Source organism: Paenibacillus sp. FSL H7-0442 (genome assembly GCF_038593105.1).
GTDB classification, from domain to species: Bacteria; Bacillota; Bacilli; order Paenibacillales; family Paenibacillaceae; genus Paenibacillus; species Paenibacillus polymyxa_D.
The window spans coordinates 5,690,144-5,707,044 of record NZ_CP151963.1 but is presented as its reverse complement, the minus strand read 5'-3'; the positions used below and the strand labels follow the sequence as shown (position 1 = coordinate 5,707,044).

At 45.1% G+C, this 16,901-nt stretch carries 12 protein-coding genes and 2 pseudogenes; 9 read left to right on the top strand and 5 right to left on the bottom strand.

The window, feature by feature from the left end; genetic code table 11:
* Positions 1-720 precede the first annotated feature (720 nt).
* From MHH57_RS25265 to MHH57_RS25250, 4 genes are all read left to right on the top strand, one after another.
* Positions 721-2,685, top strand: coding sequence for a translation factor GTPase family protein (locus MHH57_RS25265; protein ID WP_342434677.1), 1,965 nt, complete (start codon positions 721-723; stop codon positions 2,683-2,685).
* 105 nt (positions 2,686-2,790) lie between these two features.
* On the top strand, positions 2,791-3,351 hold the full coding sequence (locus tag MHH57_RS25260) for a DUF4303 domain-containing protein (protein WP_342434676.1): 561 nt from the start codon (positions 2,791-2,793) through the stop codon (positions 3,349-3,351).
* A 34-nt stretch (positions 3,352-3,385) separates the two neighbouring features.
* Entirely contained in the window at positions 3,386-4,027 is a 642-nt protein-coding gene (locus MHH57_RS25255) for a hypothetical protein (protein WP_209950110.1), read from the top strand.
* 142 nt (positions 4,028-4,169) lie between these two features.
* Positions 4,170-4,697: a hypothetical protein gene (locus MHH57_RS25250; protein WP_069012336.1), complete on the top strand. Its 528-nt coding sequence runs from the start codon at positions 4,170-4,172 to the stop codon at positions 4,695-4,697.
* 67 nt (positions 4,698-4,764) lie between these two features.
* Here the strand turns inward: MHH57_RS25250 and MHH57_RS25245 are convergent, their stop codons facing one another.
* Positions 4,765-5,145, bottom strand: coding sequence for a hypothetical protein (locus tag MHH57_RS25245; protein WP_069012335.1), 381 nt, complete (start codon positions 5,143-5,145; stop codon positions 4,765-4,767).
* Positions 5,146-5,303: 158 nt separating this feature from the next.
* On the opposite strand from MHH57_RS25245, the gene MHH57_RS25240 reads away from it, so the two are divergent.
* The 3 genes from MHH57_RS25240 to MHH57_RS25230 all read left to right on the top strand — a co-directional run bounded on the left by MHH57_RS25240 (position 5,304) and on the right by MHH57_RS25230 (position 8,189).
* The gene (locus MHH57_RS25240; protein WP_342434675.1) at positions 5,304-6,638 is read left to right on the top strand and encodes an SMI1/KNR4 family protein; all 1,335 of its coding nucleotides are present in this window, start codon (positions 5,304-5,306) and stop codon (positions 6,636-6,638) included.
* Between the two features lie 189 nt (positions 6,639-6,827).
* On the top strand, positions 6,828-7,361 hold the full coding sequence (locus MHH57_RS25235) for a YceI family protein (RefSeq protein ID WP_029518903.1): 534 nt from the start codon (positions 6,828-6,830) through the stop codon (positions 7,359-7,361).
* Between the two features lie 225 nt (positions 7,362-7,586).
* Entirely contained in the window at positions 7,587-8,189 is a 603-nt protein-coding gene (locus MHH57_RS25230) for a class I SAM-dependent methyltransferase (RefSeq protein WP_342434674.1), read from the top strand.
* Positions 8,190-8,324: 135 nt separating this feature from the next.
* On the opposite strand, the pseudogene MHH57_RS25225 reads toward MHH57_RS25230, so the two are convergent.
* Both MHH57_RS25225 and MHH57_RS25220 read right to left on the bottom strand, forming a co-directional pair.
* Positions 8,325-9,750: pseudogene (locus tag MHH57_RS25225) on the bottom strand (MDR family MFS transporter).
* Between the two features lie 317 nt (positions 9,751-10,067).
* Positions 10,068-10,363: pseudogene (locus tag MHH57_RS25220) on the bottom strand (hypothetical protein).
* A 287-nt stretch (positions 10,364-10,650) separates the two neighbouring features.
* On the opposite strand from MHH57_RS25220, the gene MHH57_RS25215 reads away from it, so the two are divergent.
* Complete coding sequence (locus MHH57_RS25215; protein WP_165146374.1) at positions 10,651-11,238, top strand: sensor domain-containing protein; 588 nt, start codon at positions 10,651-10,653, stop codon at positions 11,236-11,238.
* Between the two features lie 100 nt (positions 11,239-11,338).
* Entirely contained in the window at positions 11,339-13,138 is a 1,800-nt protein-coding gene (locus tag MHH57_RS25210; RefSeq protein ID WP_209950104.1) for a hybrid sensor histidine kinase/response regulator transcription factor, read from the top strand.
* Positions 13,139-13,555: 417 nt separating this feature from the next.
* Here MHH57_RS25210 and MHH57_RS25205 read toward each other — a convergent pair whose 3' ends face one another.
* Together MHH57_RS25205 and MHH57_RS25200 are read right to left on the bottom strand one after the other, a co-directional pair.
* Positions 13,556-15,550, bottom strand: coding sequence for a serine hydrolase (locus MHH57_RS25205; protein ID WP_342434673.1), 1,995 nt, complete (start codon positions 15,548-15,550; stop codon positions 13,556-13,558).
* Between the two features lie 211 nt (positions 15,551-15,761).
* Positions 15,762-16,844 (bottom strand): GntR family transcriptional regulator, encoded by a 1,083-nt coding sequence (locus MHH57_RS25200; RefSeq protein WP_342434672.1) that lies wholly within the window; start codon positions 16,842-16,844, stop codon positions 15,762-15,764.
* Positions 16,845-16,901 lie beyond the last annotated feature (57 nt).

The window sequence follows — 16,901 nt, the reverse complement described above, 5'->3', positions numbered from 1 at the left end:
TCTTTCAGGGATTTGATAACAGCTTTTCTACTAATGGAATAAAATGCTGCGAAATATACATAACGATACGTTGGAAGCTATTTATGAATTCAGGTTTTCCATATAGTTCATACCAATTTATATACGGAGCTTTCAAAATAGCTCTCATTCAAACAATTATGTGTCTTTTAGCATACTGTGCACAATTCTGTAATGTAGGATTGCTTCAGCGCATTTTCCAGCTTCATTATGTCTATTAGACTGCAAATAAATCGATACAATAAATTCATTCGTTTTCATTTCTAAAGCTTTACGAGATTTAATATATTTAAAAGTTGGGCAAAGGTAATACTGCTTGAAGCGATTGTAACGTAAAATCCATAATTTCTTTAGGCGATGAGTTGTCATCAAATTGATATTGGCTAAATATATCATTTAGTTACATCAAACAACATCCTCTCTATTTATTTCATTTTATAAAATTTGAATAACAACAATCAATTGGATAGAGTTTCAGAGAATAAAACATTGGTTCTTACAATTTTAGAGTGATCTTCACTATTATTTATGAAAAAAATATCTAACGTAGATTAAAATGGTATAGAAATGCAACTCGTTACTCTTATCCTCTTTCTATGAAAAAAAGATCCTCTCTCAAAATCAACTACCTACCCACGCTCCCAATTTCTATGCTTTAATAAAATGAGCAGTATCAACAAGAAGCGTTGAAAGTGGGATTCTATGAAGCGACTAACGATTGGCCTGTTCGCCCATGTGGATGCAGGTAAGACAACTTTTGCGGAACAGCTGCTGTACCATACGCACAGTATCCGGTCGCGGGGGCGGGTGGATCATCAGGATGCGTTTCTGGACAGCCACGACATCGAGCGGGCAAGGGGCATTACGGTGTTCGCAGATCAGGCGGTAATAGAATATAAGGGAGATAGCTATTACATAATAGACACGCCCGGACACGTCGATTTCTCCCCGGAGATGGAGCGGGCGATTCAGGTCATTGATTATGCCATCCTGATTGTAAGCGCAGTTGAAGGTGTCCAGGGCCATACGGAAACGGTCTGGCAGCTGCTGCGTAAGCATCGGATTCCGACGTTCTTCTTTATCAACAAGACGGATCGGATCGGTGCGGATGCAGGCAGAACCGAGGCGGATATCCGTCAGCAGTTGACGGGGGAAGTATGCTGCATTACACAGAGCTTCGCTGACGGCATAGTTGGCGAGCCGCTGCGGGAGTGCATGGCGGAGCGGGACGAAGCCTTGCTGGAAGCGTTCCTAGAGGGGAGAGAGGATTCCGGCTTCTGGCTGGAGGCCCTGCAGAGGATGATAGCGGCGGGTCTTCTCTTCCCCTGTGCTTACGGCTCTGCGCTTCAGGATACAGGCGTCATTGAATTTCTGAATCAGCTGCATCTGCTGACGACAACCACTTATGACGAGAATGCTTCGTTCCAGGGGCGGGTTTATAAAATTCGGCACGATGCAGGCGGAGCGAGACTCACGTTCATTAAGGCGTTGGGTGGTCGGCTGAAGGTGAGAGAACAGCTTAGTTACGAGAGCGGCGGGGTTCAATATGACGAAAAAGTTACGCGGCTCTTCTTGTTTAACGGCCTTAAATCGCAGCCGGTGGAACAAGTGGAAGCTGGCGATTTGTTTGCGGTTGCCGGCTTGTCCGCCGCCGAGGCCGGACAAGGCCTGGGGTCGATATCAGACAAGTTAGCTTACGATTCGGAGCCGACGTTACAATCGAGGGTAGTATTCGACAATTCGATACATGTACAAAAAGTGCTCGGTGCTTTTCGCACGCTGGAGGCGGAGGAGCCGTCTCTGAACGTCGTTTGGGATGAGAAATTGCAGGAGATTTCTATCCGCGTCATGGGATTGATTCAGCTGGAAGTGCTGGAGCAGCTTGTTAGAGAGCGCTTTGGCTTTGCTATCTCTTTTGGACAACCGGAAATCTTGTATAAGGAAACGATTCAATCGGCTGTGAAAGGGTACGGCCACTTCGAACCGCTCAGGCATTATGCAGAAGTGCATTTGCTGATTGAACCGGGAGCAAGGGGCAACGGCATCATGTTCGATAGCAGATGTCATGCCGATGATCTGAATGTCAGCTATCAGAATTTGATTCGGAATCACCTCTATGAACGGGAGCATCACGGACTGCTGACCGGCATGCCGGTCACCGACGTGAACATTACGCTGCTGAGGGGCCGCGCGCACAAAGAACATACCCATGGCGGCGATTTTCGTGAGGCTGCCTTTCGAGCACTACGGCAGGGTCTGGAGAAGGCGGACAACGTGCTGCTGGAGCCCTTTTACGATTTTAAAATCAAGGTCGCTATCGATGAAATGGGCAGGGTGCTGTCCGATATTCAGCGTGCTTCAGGTACTTTTAATCCGCCGCAGACAACCGGAACGCAAGCGGTGGTCACGGGCAGGGTGCCTGTATCGACTTTCATGAACTACAGTGCCGAATTCGCATCCTTTACGCATGGACGAGGCAGTATCCGCTGCGTGTTCAGCGGCTACGACCGCTGCCATAATACGGAGGAAGTCATAGAGCGGATGGGCTACCGCAAAGAGGCAGACCCACTGTATACATCCTCCTCTATCTTTTGCGCCAAAGGGGCGGGTTACTCGGTGCCATGGGATGAGGCGGAAGCCAAGATGCACCTTGAATTAGAACCCTAATCGCACATATTTCCAGGATTCAGGTGAATAGTAGGAAGATTTAGGACGAACAATCCTTGTAATGGAAACAAGATGTATATTTTATAGGGCTAAGGGGCGATTGTCGTGAAACTGACGCAAGGAATAGAGGCGCTGGCGGCAGAAATTGCCGATGTGGCTAGGACATCCTTTCGCACTCTTTTTGAAAACGGCGAACGTTACTATTACTGCACGCTATTTACTACTGGAGAGGGACATGCGCCAAGCATCTCCGCCTGGTCATGGGAGGCCTTGAAGAGGGAAGCGGCCAGGCAAGGAGACGAAAGCGACACGCCGGGATCAACGATTGCGGAACTCATCAAATGGTCCTATGCCGATTCACCCTATTGTTGTTTCAGAGATGAGAACTTCGATGATGTTAAACAATTGTTTATGAAGCGTCCTTCCATTGCGGAGCTTGAAGCTGACGAATGGAATCGTGAATTTGATTCGAGGCTGAAGGCCATGGAGCTGGCGATGAAAATGCTCGATAATGAAGGCGTGTTTGCCTTGAATCAACCGCGAGAGGCTGTATGCGTCCTTGTCGAGGTCATGCCGCCGGATGAGATCAACACCGAAATCGCCCTGCGTTTGAATCAGGCGGAGTCTCCGGCAATGCAAGCATGGCTGGCGGAAGCGGCGGAGTGAGGGCATTCGTGTTTCTTGAGGGAGATGTTGTAAAATGCCTACGGAAAATCAAATGAATATTTTAGTTGAGAGAACAGATTGTATTCTTTATTATGCGGGATCGCCTCTATCGAACGAACATAGTGCAGGCTGGATCGGCGGGAATGCACCCGAATTTTTTGATGATCAAGAAGACCTCATCCAAGAAGGTAACCCAAAATATGTTTTTTACTTGAGCCTCGTCCATCCCTTTAAACCAGAGAGCATGATTTCGATCTTCATCCCTGAAGACTATGAGGAGTATTTGGAAAATAACATTTATCCTAATTGCCCGATCAAGGTGATTGAGCATCCCATTTCGACTGAAAGCGTCAAAGATATGTTTACTAACCCGGGTCTTATAAAGCATGTAATTTCAAACGGGGAACTAAGCCATGATGAAAAGTCGATGGATCAGCCTTATTTGATCAAAGTAGGCGGAAACCCGAGACTTATTCAAAATGAAGACTATTATTTTGCGAAGCTGAGGGAGGAGTCATTCTCTTTTTTATTTCAGGTAGATGAAGATGGCTACCCCGAAACGTTGCTTCAGGAGGATTACAATTATCCTTTTGGTTTTGGATCACTATATATTTTTGCCAAAATGGGGACGACTGAGATACAACATCCAGTAGCGGGTTTTTGGCAATTCTCTTGATATAGCGTGGGGACCCTCGGGAGGACTTGAACGGCGGTGAGCCCGCCAAACGATTTTTGGCGTGCGTATGTCCTATTCGCACAAGCAGGCAGCCCGCCCCTGGCGTAAACTGAATTATAATCAGTGAGCGAGGTGAACTTCCATGGCACAATCGAAGGAGATGCGTGCACGGGCTAAGAAATTTCAAGGCCGTCCGGTCTGTGTCACCCTGCACAGCGGAGAGACCTACGTCGGCTACATCACCGACGTTAATCGCGGCGGGTTGATACTTGCCAGTGCTGGGGCTCCTCCACGCGCTTCTTCCGGGAGGCAAAATTCCCAATCTCTCAAACGCAGAGCCAGTTCGCATGCCCCGGGCGTCCGTCTCGGCAACCGGAAAAGCGGCGCACGTAAACCGTCTGGCCGTTCGCGCTCCCGCAAGCCGGACGCCAAGGTGTCGGCATTCCTGCCGATGATGGGCTCGCTGTTAGGCGGCCTTGGCGGCTCCACTGCAGGCGCAGGAGGACTTGGCGGTATGCTCGGCGGCGGCTTGCGGCTGTTCGGCATGATCCAGAAATTTCTCCCGGTCGTGAAGATGGGCTACGGCATGATCAAGTCCATTCGCCCGTTTCTCGGCGCCGTTAAAGGCTTGATGCCCCCGGCCAGTCCGGCCACGCCGGATAACGAATAATCGTATATCTGTGAACTTTAAGCTCCCTTTGAGTGGTCAAAGGGGGCTAGTCCACAAACCATTATCACTACCACTGTCTAATCCAAATCGGTTTTAACTCGGAATAGCCCATTTCCTTTAGTAAATCCCAGGCATGATCCAGAACGTGAGGCTTCCCCTGGACCCAAAGTTCTTGTCGTTTTGCCATCAAGTAAGAGATGATTTCAGCAATATGTTTGGGTTTACCTAGATGGATGACAGTTTCTATTTCATTATTTTGGGCTGAAATGTCATAAAAGGACCAAAAAGTATGAGGCTCTTCTTCAGGAGGATTCGCCTGAAAGATGAGCGTGATTTTGATGTTTTTATTCTCTTTCGGAGATAGGTTTAGGATGAAGCGAGACCCGCCTGAGTACCAATAAACGAAGGCATAACCGTCGACCGTAATATTTCTTAATTGGCTTTTCATTACTTTCTCCCTCACGATATGTTGTTTAAAATGAGCTGCGTTTGATGAGTCTCTAGATACATAACACTTTAAAGAGGTACGTCCCATAGAAAAAATAATAAAATTGCTGGATAAGCAAACAAAGGAAACCTGGCTATGGTCAACAGGAGGGTTCAAATATGTGGTTTGGCAAGAAAGAAACGCAACTGGATCGAATAAAAAACAAACTGAGCCAAGCTATGCGCAAAGACGCGGGTTTCTCAGTGTTTGGATCATCCTCACATCAATATAGGGTTAAAGAGAAGCTTACAGCAAAAGAGCTGGCGGACTGGCAAGCCCACAATCAGGTCACACTTCCTGAGCCTTATGCGCTGTTTTTAACGAACATCGGCAATGGAGGCGCCGGACCCTATTATGGAATATATTCAATTGGAAAGGCAACTTCCTACACCGAGCGCCAAGCGCTCCTTGCAAAATCCGTTCTGTACCCCGGGATGACCAAAGAGGAATGGAACCGTCTAATTGAGCCCCTGACCAAGGACGAGGACATTCCCGATGAGGAATACGACGACACCTGTAATAAGGTGTTGGGCGGCATGTTGTGCATAGGCACCCAAGGCTGCGAATACGACATGTATCTCGTACTTGAGGGGAAATATAGGGGGAGAATTGTGTACACCTCCGATTTTCATCCTGATCATCCTTTTTTCTTTGTCTATGAAGACAGCTTTCTGGACTGGTACGAGCGCTGGCTGGATGAAATTATTCTGGATTATGATATCGGGTGGTTTGGCAGTCGAATGCCGGGTGATGAGAATGCGCTGATCCAGATTTATCAGAGCGCTCCAAACGGAGAAATCCAAGCCAAAGCGCTTGATGGAATGTTCAAGTTTAAGAAAGTCTCTCAGCTAACCCTTGCCTTTTTGGAAAAAATTGCGGAGCAAAGCCCCAAAAATCGAACCACAGCCATTTGGCTCATCTGCAAAGCTTCTTTTGACACGGGTAGAAAGTATCCTCTGGAGCTGTTGCAATCGGATGAACATGAGGATTTTCTGCAAGCTTTACAGATTCTGCACGCTTCCAGTAAAACTGAGGATTTAACGGAGTTTATTCCAGTGATCTTGCAAAGGCTTGACCGGATTCACGACCCGGAAACGTTGCGTTATGCAGGGTATATCTTGGAAGAGTACGGTGCGATTACGCTCCAGAACTTTGCGCCTTTCTTGTGTCACGCCGACCCGAAAATGCAAACCACTGCCATCTATGCTGCGCGCAGTTGCGAAAACAAGCTGGGAAGCTGGCAGATCATTGAACAGATGTTGATGGGGGCCGGCCCGCAGGTTCTGAATAACTTTATTTTATACTGGGGCATTATTCCACATGAGAAGCTGCTGTCTTATTATAAGGAGGTATGGCCGAAATACAAAAGCAATCCGAATTTCAGAGAAAAATTTATCGGTTGTTTGCGAGAACTGCATTTGCCCGATGATTATTTCGACAAAGACGAATCGTGAAGAAGGTGTACATGAATTATCCATAAAATGTAAACGAAATCGGATTTACGAGGAAGCCGAAAAAATGCTAAAACGCTACTGACATCCCGTTGTCAGTAGCGTTTTTGTATATTAGGGGTATGCGAATATCGCAGTGCTTTGAGAGGGGCGACCTTTCTCAAAATCTTATTATAGAGGTGGAATTTATTTATGAAAGATATCAATTGGGAAGTTGATCCGGACCACAGTTCCGTCGAGTTTTCGGTGACGCATTTAATGATTAGTAGAATTAAAGGAGTATTCGAGCATTTCCAAGCGATCTTGAGTTTTGACCCCAACAATTTAAAAACCATGGGTATTCAGGCTTCCATAGATGCAAATAGTATTACAACTCGCCAATCGCAACGAGATGAACACCTGAAGAGTGACGACTTCCTTCATGCAGCCAAGTATCCAACCATTACGTTTCAAAGCACCAGCTGCGTCCTTGCTGGCGAAAGGCAATATGAACTTACGGGCAATCTAACTCTGCATGGAGTAACCAAACCCATCACTTTTCATACCTTTTTTGAAGGACTAAACAAAGACCCTCGCGGCCGGGAACGTGTAGGATTTCATTCAACAGCCAGTATTGACCGCAATGAATTTGGCTTGACATTCAACTCGCCTCTGGAAAAAGGCGGGGTTATCGTCGGAAATGAAGTGAGAATCGAGCTTTATATCGAGGCAATTAGAATAGAATAGCAGTCCTAAAGGCCATCCTTTTAGCGGGGTGGTCTTTAAACTTGCCGTTACAGGTAGGGTGGTGAACCGTATCACAAATAAGGGCGGAAATTTTGAAGCATAATTGTACAGAAACGGACCAAGACTAAGAGCTTACTAATAAGATGTGGACTAAATGCTAATGCTTCGATAGAATATCATTCTATATTGTTGTGTTTTTTATTAAGGCGGATTGGGGAGGTAATCATGGGAAATACGGATAAGTTTGAAATGATAGCTAATATATATGACACTTCTGAAAGAATTCAAATTGCAAAGGCATCATCTGATGCCATTCGTGAGTATGTAGTTGACGCTAATAGTAAGAATGCTATTGATTTTGGGTGTGGAACGGGTCTTGTCGGAATGAGCTTGTTAAACGATTTTAATTCTATGCTTTTTCTGGATACTTCACAAAACATGATTAATCAAATAAAGCAAAAAATTACTGATCTTCACATTCAGAATGCAGATACATTATGTTTTGACTTTGAAAAGGAAGGTCTAACGGATTTACATGCGGACTATATTTTTATGGCTCAGGTTCTACTCCATATTCATGATGTTGAAATCGTTTTATCAAGGCTATTTGATGTTCTAAATGAAGGAGGACATTTACTAATCGTAGATTTTAATAAAAATGAAAAGGTAGTTTCAGATATAGTTCATAACGGATTTCATCAAGAAGAGCTGACTGACATTATGACTAAAATAGGATATAGAGATATTCAGTCCAAAACTTTTTTTAACGGAAGTAAAATATTCATGGGACAAGATGCATCTATGTTTATCCTTGATTCTCGAAAATAAACTTTAGGCAGAAATCAGCTCTCCTTATAGTTAGCGGTTCTAAGGTACAACGAAATAAAAGGCCGCCCCTTATGAGACAGCCCATGCTTCTTGTACGGTTTTAAACTTATGATTCAATCTGTGCCTAGTAATGAATTAATTATGTTCAGGTGGCTTTTTTATAAACCAACCCAGCGCCAGAATAAGTATTGCCAGAATAAATTCAATCCAAAAAACCGTTTGTAGACCGGAAACCATGCTTTGTGTCTTCTCATGCATCGCAGTGGGATTGAGCGAATGGTGAAGATAACGATTGGCTCCAGACGACATGATGCCGACGAACAATGCGATGCCAATTCCCCCTGCAATCTGTTGGAGCGTATTATATATGGTTGTGCCATGAGGAACCAGGTGACGTGGAAGTTGATTCAATCCTGTCGTCTGAGCCGGCATGACGACGAATGACATGCCTAAGAATAAGAGGATATGATTGAACAGAACGGAGCCTTGTGTTGTATCACTGTCGATGCCGGTAAACAGCCACAACGATATGGCGAACGATCAGGAATAGCCCGGGCACAATGACGAGTCTCGGCCCGAATTTACCGAGTAATTTCCCCGATACCGGCATCAGCATTCCGTTCAAAATGCTACCCGGCATTAGAAGTAAGCCTGTCGCGAATGCTGTCAACTTCATCACATCCTGCATATAGAACGGCAGCAAAGTTGTTGTGGCGAATAGAACCATCGTCAGAATTACAATCAATACCGCAACCAGAGAAAAAGTGGAATGCCGGAATACGGAAAGATTGATCAACGGCTCTTTGATCTTAAGCTGGCGCCATACAAGCAAGAGCAAGAAAAGGCTACCTATTGCAATCGATCCGTAACCTTCTGGCTCAAGAGAGACACTTGTTTGGCTGAAGCCATAGGTGACGCAGCCGAAACCGACGGTTGACATCACAATGGATACAAGATCGACCCTTGGCTTGGTCAGTTCTGTCACGTTCTTTAAGTACACGAATGCATAAATCATCGAAAACAGTGCGACAGGAATCACCATGTAGAACAGCCATCGCCATTGAAAGGTATCGATAATTAAGCCAGACAAAGCCGGCCCGATGACAGGGGCGACCATGATGACCAGCCCCATGAGACCCATGGCGGCACCCCGACGTTCTGGAGGATAGAGAGCGAGAATCGTATTCATCATCGACGGGATCAATAATCCTGTCCCGCAAGCCTGAACAACCCTGCCCATCAGCAAGATTCCGAATCCCGGGGATACTGCACACAAGCAGGTACCGGCCAAAAATAACGCCATCGCAGACATAAACATCTGGCGAGTCGTGAACCATTGCTGTAGTAATGCGGTCACCGGCACCAGTACGCCGATCACGAGCATATATCCCGTCGATAACCATTGTATGGTCGAAGCAGCAACGCTAAATTCTCTCATCAACGCAGGAAACGCATTGGTAAGTAAATTTTCGTTAAGAAACGCGACAAATGTACCGATGAGTAGAGCGGTTAATATTGCCCCTCTCTTCATTCCTCTTGCATCTTGATCCTGATTGTCCATCTTCTACCTCCCGATTGTTCATTACGTTCCGTCCATTGTTTGTATATCGCTTAACCCGCAACGCCTTGAAGATCATTTTACGTGAAGTGGGATGAATTGGAAAAAGTGAAATTGCCCATCATACTCGGAAATTCATTCATATTTCGAAAGCATAAGGGGGGCTCCACCACGGTGTCGCTCATTCGCGCATTATTTCTTGACAAGATGAGGTTAGGGGATTATGATAACGTGCCGGTCAACTCTATAAGGCAAATAAAATCAAAAAGGCTGACTTTTCGTAGTGCCTTGGCACTGGAATCGTCAGCCTATCGTGCAGATTATCCTACACCATCACTTTCTAACAAAGAATAAAAATTATCACGGTCTTGGTCATCAAATTTGCCAAGTGTCCTTACCCTAACAAATTCATGTCCGCCATACATGTCTATTTCCTCACCGTACCTATTGTAGAGCGCGATCATATTGCCATCCTGATTCAACTCCAAGTACCCATAAATTTTGCTTCAGGAACTTCACCGTAAAAGAGCGTAAATTTGATTTTGATCACTCTGTGCGTGCAGATCCTCCCTTCCTGTCTTTCGTATTGGCTTTGAATATATATAGTATTCTCCATAAAATGTCAAGAGATAAGGTTTCTACGTATCTCTAAATGTTATTCAATTTATAATGACAAGCTCAATATATGGATAGTGTAAATTTCAAGCTTCTAAGTTTTTGGTGGGCAGTTTTTGTTTAGCCGTGCGATCGAAAATTGCCGTACACACAGTAACTACTGTTGTTTTTCCCCATTAGGTTCGCAGACCGCTTTCGCTTTGTGTCATATGACATTATGGCACTGGCGGATTTGACATCAAGAGCCGTAGGATACGATGACTACTTGTAAAGGATGTGGGCTCTTTGATGACAAGAACCGTCGTCAGCTTTATTCAAAATGGCTATTTCCTACTGCTTACTTTCGCTACCGGATTGTTTTACTTTTGCTTTTATCTGGTCGCTCTTACATTAGGCTTGAGTCTTTCGTTTACCGTCGCGGGCGTTCCTCTGATTACTCGCATTTTGCGAACTACAAACACCTTCCTGCAATTTGAACGCACACAGACCAAGATCTATACGGATATTACCACAGAGCTTTACGTTAAACCAATAAACACCGATGCCTCTATCTGGCTTCAAGCAAGGAAGGAGCTGCTAAATCGGCGCAACTGGATCGCTATCGGCTGGCTGATGCTGAAGCTTCCGGTGGGGATTTTAAGCCTCATTAGTGCAGCCTTGCTTTATATAACTCCACTCGCAATGATTGCGGCCCCGCTCCTCTTTCCACTATTTAATTATTATTTTATGGGTGTACCTATAGATACTGTGATAAAATCCGTACTGGTTTCGGCCTCAGGAGTCATATTCACTATGGTGAGCTACAGGCTTGCGAACAGCTTCACGCGTATGCTAGGAGGCTACACCCGTCGTATGATCAAGAGTGTGAACCGGTAGCCGGAATGTCCCGGTCTGGATTTAAAAGTATTGTTGGATAATGATCTGCTCTATAATAGTTACGTAATGTCATACTGATAGTTCTTAGGGGTTGATGGTTTTGTTCGATATGGTAAAGCAGTGGTTCTGGTACGACTGGTTCATGCTTATGATCCGCTTGATTTGCAGTACTTCTCTCCTGCTCACTATCATAGAGCGGCAAGCTCATTTCACGCTGCCGCTTTGGGTTCTTGTGTTTTGGCAGCTTATTGCTTTTTCCGTTCCCTGGCTGTGCTTGCAGCTCAATTATAGATACTACCTGCTTACCGAGATTGTGATCCCGGGCGGGCTCTGCTTGTATTTAGTTTTGTTCTTTCCAGAAGCCTACCTCACATTCCTGGTATATGCATTTTTGATTGCCTCTAATAGCAAACAAAGAACATATCTTTGGTCAGGTCCTTTATCGATATTGCTCCTACCCGCTATAATTAAGCTGCTTGCAGAGCAGATTGATTTTTGGATTATGACCATTCAATTCGGGACGGCTTATGCATTCGGATTTTCCTTCCATTTATTGATGGTCAATCATCGTCAAAGTGAAATTATACGCGAGCAAAATGCGGTGCTGGAGCAGTACTTGTCCCAAATCGAGCGCATCACGCTGGCCGAAGAGCGGAATCGGCTCTCCAAAGAGCTCCATGATACCGTCGGTCATGCGTACACTTCCCTCATTATGGGGTTGGAAACCTTGCGCCCTGAGCTAGAGACGGATACAGGAACGAAACGGCTCGATTCCCTATTGAACCTGGCCCGGGAAAATATGGATGAAGTGAGAGGCTATGTGCATCAAATCGAATCGCCGCATGAAGAACTCCCACTGCTTCAGTCTTTGCGGAAGCTGGCAGAGGAGTTTCAGGAGCATGCTAAGGTGTCGGTTCGTTTCCAGGCCTTCGGGGAGGAATACCCTGTAACGAAGCAAGCGAAGATAGCGCTGTATCGCTGCTTGCAAGAATCATTGACGAATGCCGTGCGTCATGGACACTCGACGGAGATTACGGTTTCAGTGCAATTCGAGCCTCAGCAGACGAGACTGGAAATTCAAGATAACGGCCGTGGGATGGAACATGGACGAGATGGTTTCGGCTTGAACGCCATGAAAGAGCGAGCGATGAATTTGCAAGGTCATGTTGGCGTCTATACCCAACCGGGCGAAGGCACCCTCGTTACCTGCACCCTGCCACGACAAACGGAGCTTAAGGATGATGTCATCCGTCTGTTGGTCGTCGATGACCAGCCTTTTATCCGTGAAAGTCTACGGATTCTTCTCGAGGAGCAGCAAGATTTGCAAGTCGTAGGGGTGGCAGAAGATGGCGAGCAAGCCATCGAACTGTGCAGACAGGTTCAGCCTCAGCTGGTGCTCATGGATTTGGACATGCCGAACCTGGACGGAATCTCCGCATCCCGTACCATAAAACAAACGTGGCCCCACATCCGCATCTTGATTCTCACCACGTTCGAAGATACTGGACAGGCTCTGGAAGCGCTGCGAAGCGGAGCGGACGGATACCTATTGAAGTCGATGAAGCCGGTAGAGCTTGCCGAAACAATACGTACGGTCTATCGCGGAGGCACGCTGATCGATCAGGAGATGTCGCACAAATTGTTTGCTCAGCTGGAAGCCGCCAAGAGCGGAGACGTTCCGTCGACAACCAAAGTGGCTGCGACCTATGATTTAACTTCACGGGAGCTTGAAATTTTACAGTTCGTGTCGAAAGGACTGCGATATAAAACCATTGCTTCCAAATTGTATTTATCCGATGGTACGGTTAGAAACTATGCGTCATCGGTCTATCTGAAGCTGGGGGTTCGCAACCGAGAGGAAGCAGTGCAAAAGGCCCGGGAGGCAGGGCTTTTGGAATAAACCTTACGGTTCGATGCGGATTTTCGTTGGATATGGAGGAAACTAAAAACAAGCGGCAGCATCAGCAGCCGCTTGTTTCTTATTGTACAAGAAAATCCCCAGTTTTGACGGGGGTTCAGGAAATCTTATATAAAGTACCATTATAGGAATTGGCAATTACAAAAAGGCAGATACCCCCCTTGTGAGGGAAGCCTGAGACCAATCGCGGTCGGCAGACTTTCGGTACGCCTCCTTAGGTGCCTGCTAGTACCGTGCCCTTATCGGTTGGCTTTTGCTTGCCCATAACATCCTCGAATGGGCGAGATGAGCCAAAAAGCGCGAGTCATGGGGAAATCCCCCCTGCACTCGCGCTTTTTTTCGTTAATCCCGAAGTAAGCACTGTCCTTTACGGTAGAAAATTTACTTAATCCTTTTGAATTAGTGACTGATTGGCAACGTATAGTAATTAAATGCTTGATCCAACAAGGCACTGGCTTCTTGACGCTTCAAAAGCTGTTTGGAGCGGAAGTCTATGGAGCCGTCTAAATTGATCTTGGTATTCGGGTCCATGATACCTTGGGAAACAAGAGCTGTGATGGCTTTAACTGCCCAAGCATCCGTTTCGCCACCCAATTTAACCTTAATTCCAGGCTCAACCTGTTTCAGGTTCTGGATCATTACCGCCGCCATTTGTCTAGTGATAGGAGAATTAGGCTGATAATTACGTAGTCCGGCCATCATCTGCTTTTTATTCGGTTCAATCATGAAAGGTTGTTTATACCACCCGTGGGCACGCAGTAGCACTTCTGAGAATTCTCTCTGAGTCATCGTTCCTTTTGGATCGAAGAGGTTGGCTGACTTTCCGCTCATGACTTTCAAAGCATTAAGGTTGTTTATATATGAAATATATTTACTATCCGCAGGTACATCAGAAAATGGTGAATCAATGTTTATTTTTTGCGCATAAGCAACGAGGTCTGGGAGTTGCATGTAATACAAATATGCAATATGGCCTGCTTGATTTTTATTAAACGTCAATTTATTACCTGATTCATCTTCAAATAATAAAGGGCGGATCATTTTTAGTGTATGTTTGCCTGATGTTCCTGTCTCCATTATTAATTTCCCGTCCGAATACGAAACCTTCGTCCTTAAGGCAGCGATACGCGTGTTTTGGTATAATCCCACGTAGTCTTGGGCCTGCTGCTCACTTATTGTCGCGTAGGTTGACTTTGGAAGTTCTGATTTTCTCGGATAATAATGATTCATAAATTCTTCATACACGTCAAGACTCATCATGGAGTCGTTATTGTAGGACATGTACATTGCTGTATTCTTCTCAGGCAGAATAACAATCAAGGAAGAATGCCCTGTAACATTTCCTCCCTTTAGAATCACATGCTGATTATTCATCTTCTCTTTGAAGTAGCCTTCGAATCCAATTGTTGTGACCGGGAACTCCTTATCAGGGAATAATTGGTATGTGTGCATTTGCTCTATGCTCTTTGGACTCACTACTTCTTTACCTTTGTACTTGCCTTTGTTCAGGTGCATAATAAGGTACTTCGCCATGTCATCTGCTGTTGAGACGATACCGCCTTCAGGTTTTTCCGTTGGTTTAAACCCGTCCAAGGGTATCAGTTCGCCTGTTGGTCCATAGTGAGCAGCCATTCTGCTTAACAATTGGGGGGTAAACCGCACATTCGTCGAATTCATGCCTAACGGTTTGAAAATATTCTTTTCCATATATTTGGAATATGACATACCCGTTACGTTTGCTACAGCATATCCCGCTAGCATGAAACCAAAATTGTCATAAGTGTACGCTTCTCCTGGAGTCCTGACAACAGTTGGCATATTTGATGCAATGAACTTCTTCATCGGAAAATATTTGTCCGCGTATTCTGGATGCATTTCCATGGAAATATCTGGTTCATCAAATCCACTTGAATATGTAAGTAGATCAAACATCGTCAGTTTTTTTCCTGTTTTATTCGGAACCTTTATTCCTCCTAAATACTCTTGGATATCGCGTTTTAAATCCATTTTCCCCTTATCGACCAACTGCATAGCTGCCAATGCAGTGAATGACTTTGTAACAGAGCCGATTTGGAAAACGGTATTTTTATCAACAGGAATTTTTTTGCCCTTGTCGGCATACCCGTAACCTTTGCTTAGCATCACTTTCCCACCTGCAACGACCACAAAATTAGAACCAACTGTATTATACTTCTTCATCTTGTCCGCAAAAACGCCATCTGCAAAAGCTTCTAGTTCCTTAGCATCTCGCGGTCCCTCCAAGCTAGCCTTCTCAGATGCAACTGGTACGTTAACGGGTGCGGCAACTGATGCGCCGTTGGGTGCCATACACGCGGTAGTTACCGTAGCAGATAATAGTAGAACCGCGAGACTGGTGTGAATCATTTTTTTCATGAATGATTTCTCCTTGAAATGTATTTTTGCCTTATAGCGTCCGGCAAAACCAAGTATGGCAAAGGACTTGTCATACCAACAAGTTACATTTCGCCACCCACCATACCAAGTCACTCCAAAGTGTCATATGACAATTAGGCACTAGGTTTAAAGGGCGATGGGTCATTCAGAAAAAACGGAAATTCACCACAGTTACATATCCTTTTTTACCTCAGTTCTTCTTAACCGTCTCTCCTTCAATTAACACAGGCTGATAATAGGTGTGGTTACGTAGATCCTTTTTCCCTTGAAGTTTCTTAATAACCCAATCGGCGGCATCACGTCCCATTTGTTCCTGGGGGTGCGTTAATGTCGTTAGTTTGATGTTTGCATTCTTGGAAATATAGGAATTATCTTGACCAATAATGGATAAGTCTTCGGGCACCGATATCCCAAGTTGTCTGCATACATGTACAACTTCTAATCCTACCTCGTCGTTATAGCAGACAATTGCGGTTAACTCGTCTCTTTGTTCGGTCAGGAATTTCCTCAAATTGGTGGACAAATCCTGCTTCGTTTCAGTATAGAATGAGAGCACTTGCTCGGGGTGAAACCGTAATTTGGCTTCTCCAAGCGCTTTGATATAGCCTTTCATTCGATACTTTCCTTGTAAATCGTCCATTTTGGCAATGATACCAATCTGTGTGTGTCCGTTAGCGATCAATTCTTTGGTCGCCAGATAGCTGGATTGTACGTCATCGAGGCAGAAGTAAGGAACTTCCAACTCTTCATAATAGGCATTAATCATGATGAAGGGAACATCCTGTTCCTTGAACGTCAGATAATAAGCGATATTGGGATTATATAGATTGCTCTTCGTAGGCTCAATGATCAAACCATCCACACCAAAGGACAGCATCATCTCCAAGGCTTTCTTTTCCTGGGCGACATCATTATTGGTACTCGCTAATAGTAATGAATAATTATCTTCATTTAATCTAGCTTCAATCCCGCGAATTATCGAGGGGAAGATGTAATCAGAGATGTAGGTCGTGATGACTCCGATGGTTTTATTACTGGAGTTCCCACCAGTCTTTGAGCGAAATTGGTTACTGACATAGGTGCCAGATCCTTTTTCACTTCTTAAGAAACCTTCGTTGGATAGTTCCAAAATAGCCTTCCGAACCGTCTGGCGACTAACTTTATACTTATCCTGCAAAGCGAATTCCGTTGGAATTTGTTCTCCTACGCTGTATGCCCCTGAAAGAATATTGCTTTTTATATCCTCAAGGATGACCTGATACTTTGGTTTCACTTTATTCCTTCTTTCCAAGTTGTTCTAATACTAATTAATGCATCTATAATATTTGTA

Coding starts and splice junctions, on each gene's coding strand:
- MHH57_RS25265 (WP_342434677.1), top strand. CDS start 721: ATGAAGCGACTAACGATTGGCCTGTTCGCCCATGTGGATGCAGGTAAG.
- MHH57_RS25255 (WP_209950110.1), top strand. CDS start 3,386: ATGCCTACGGAAAATCAAATGAATATTTTAGTTGAGAGAACAGATTGT.
- MHH57_RS25250 (WP_069012336.1), top strand. CDS start 4,170: ATGGCACAATCGAAGGAGATGCGTGCACGGGCTAAGAAATTTCAAGGC.
- MHH57_RS25245 (WP_069012335.1), bottom strand. CDS start 5,145: ATGAAAAGCCAATTAAGAAATATTACGGTCGACGGTTATGCCTTCGTT.
- MHH57_RS25240 (WP_342434675.1), top strand. CDS start 5,304: ATGTGGTTTGGCAAGAAAGAAACGCAACTGGATCGAATAAAAAACAAA.
- MHH57_RS25235 (WP_029518903.1), top strand. CDS start 6,828: ATGAAAGATATCAATTGGGAAGTTGATCCGGACCACAGTTCCGTCGAG.
- MHH57_RS25230 (WP_342434674.1), top strand. CDS start 7,587: ATGGGAAATACGGATAAGTTTGAAATGATAGCTAATATATATGACACT.
- MHH57_RS25215 (WP_165146374.1), top strand. CDS start 10,651: ATGACAAGAACCGTCGTCAGCTTTATTCAAAATGGCTATTTCCTACTG.
- MHH57_RS25205 (WP_342434673.1), bottom strand. CDS start 15,550: ATGAAAAAAATGATTCACACCAGTCTCGCGGTTCTACTATTATCTGCT.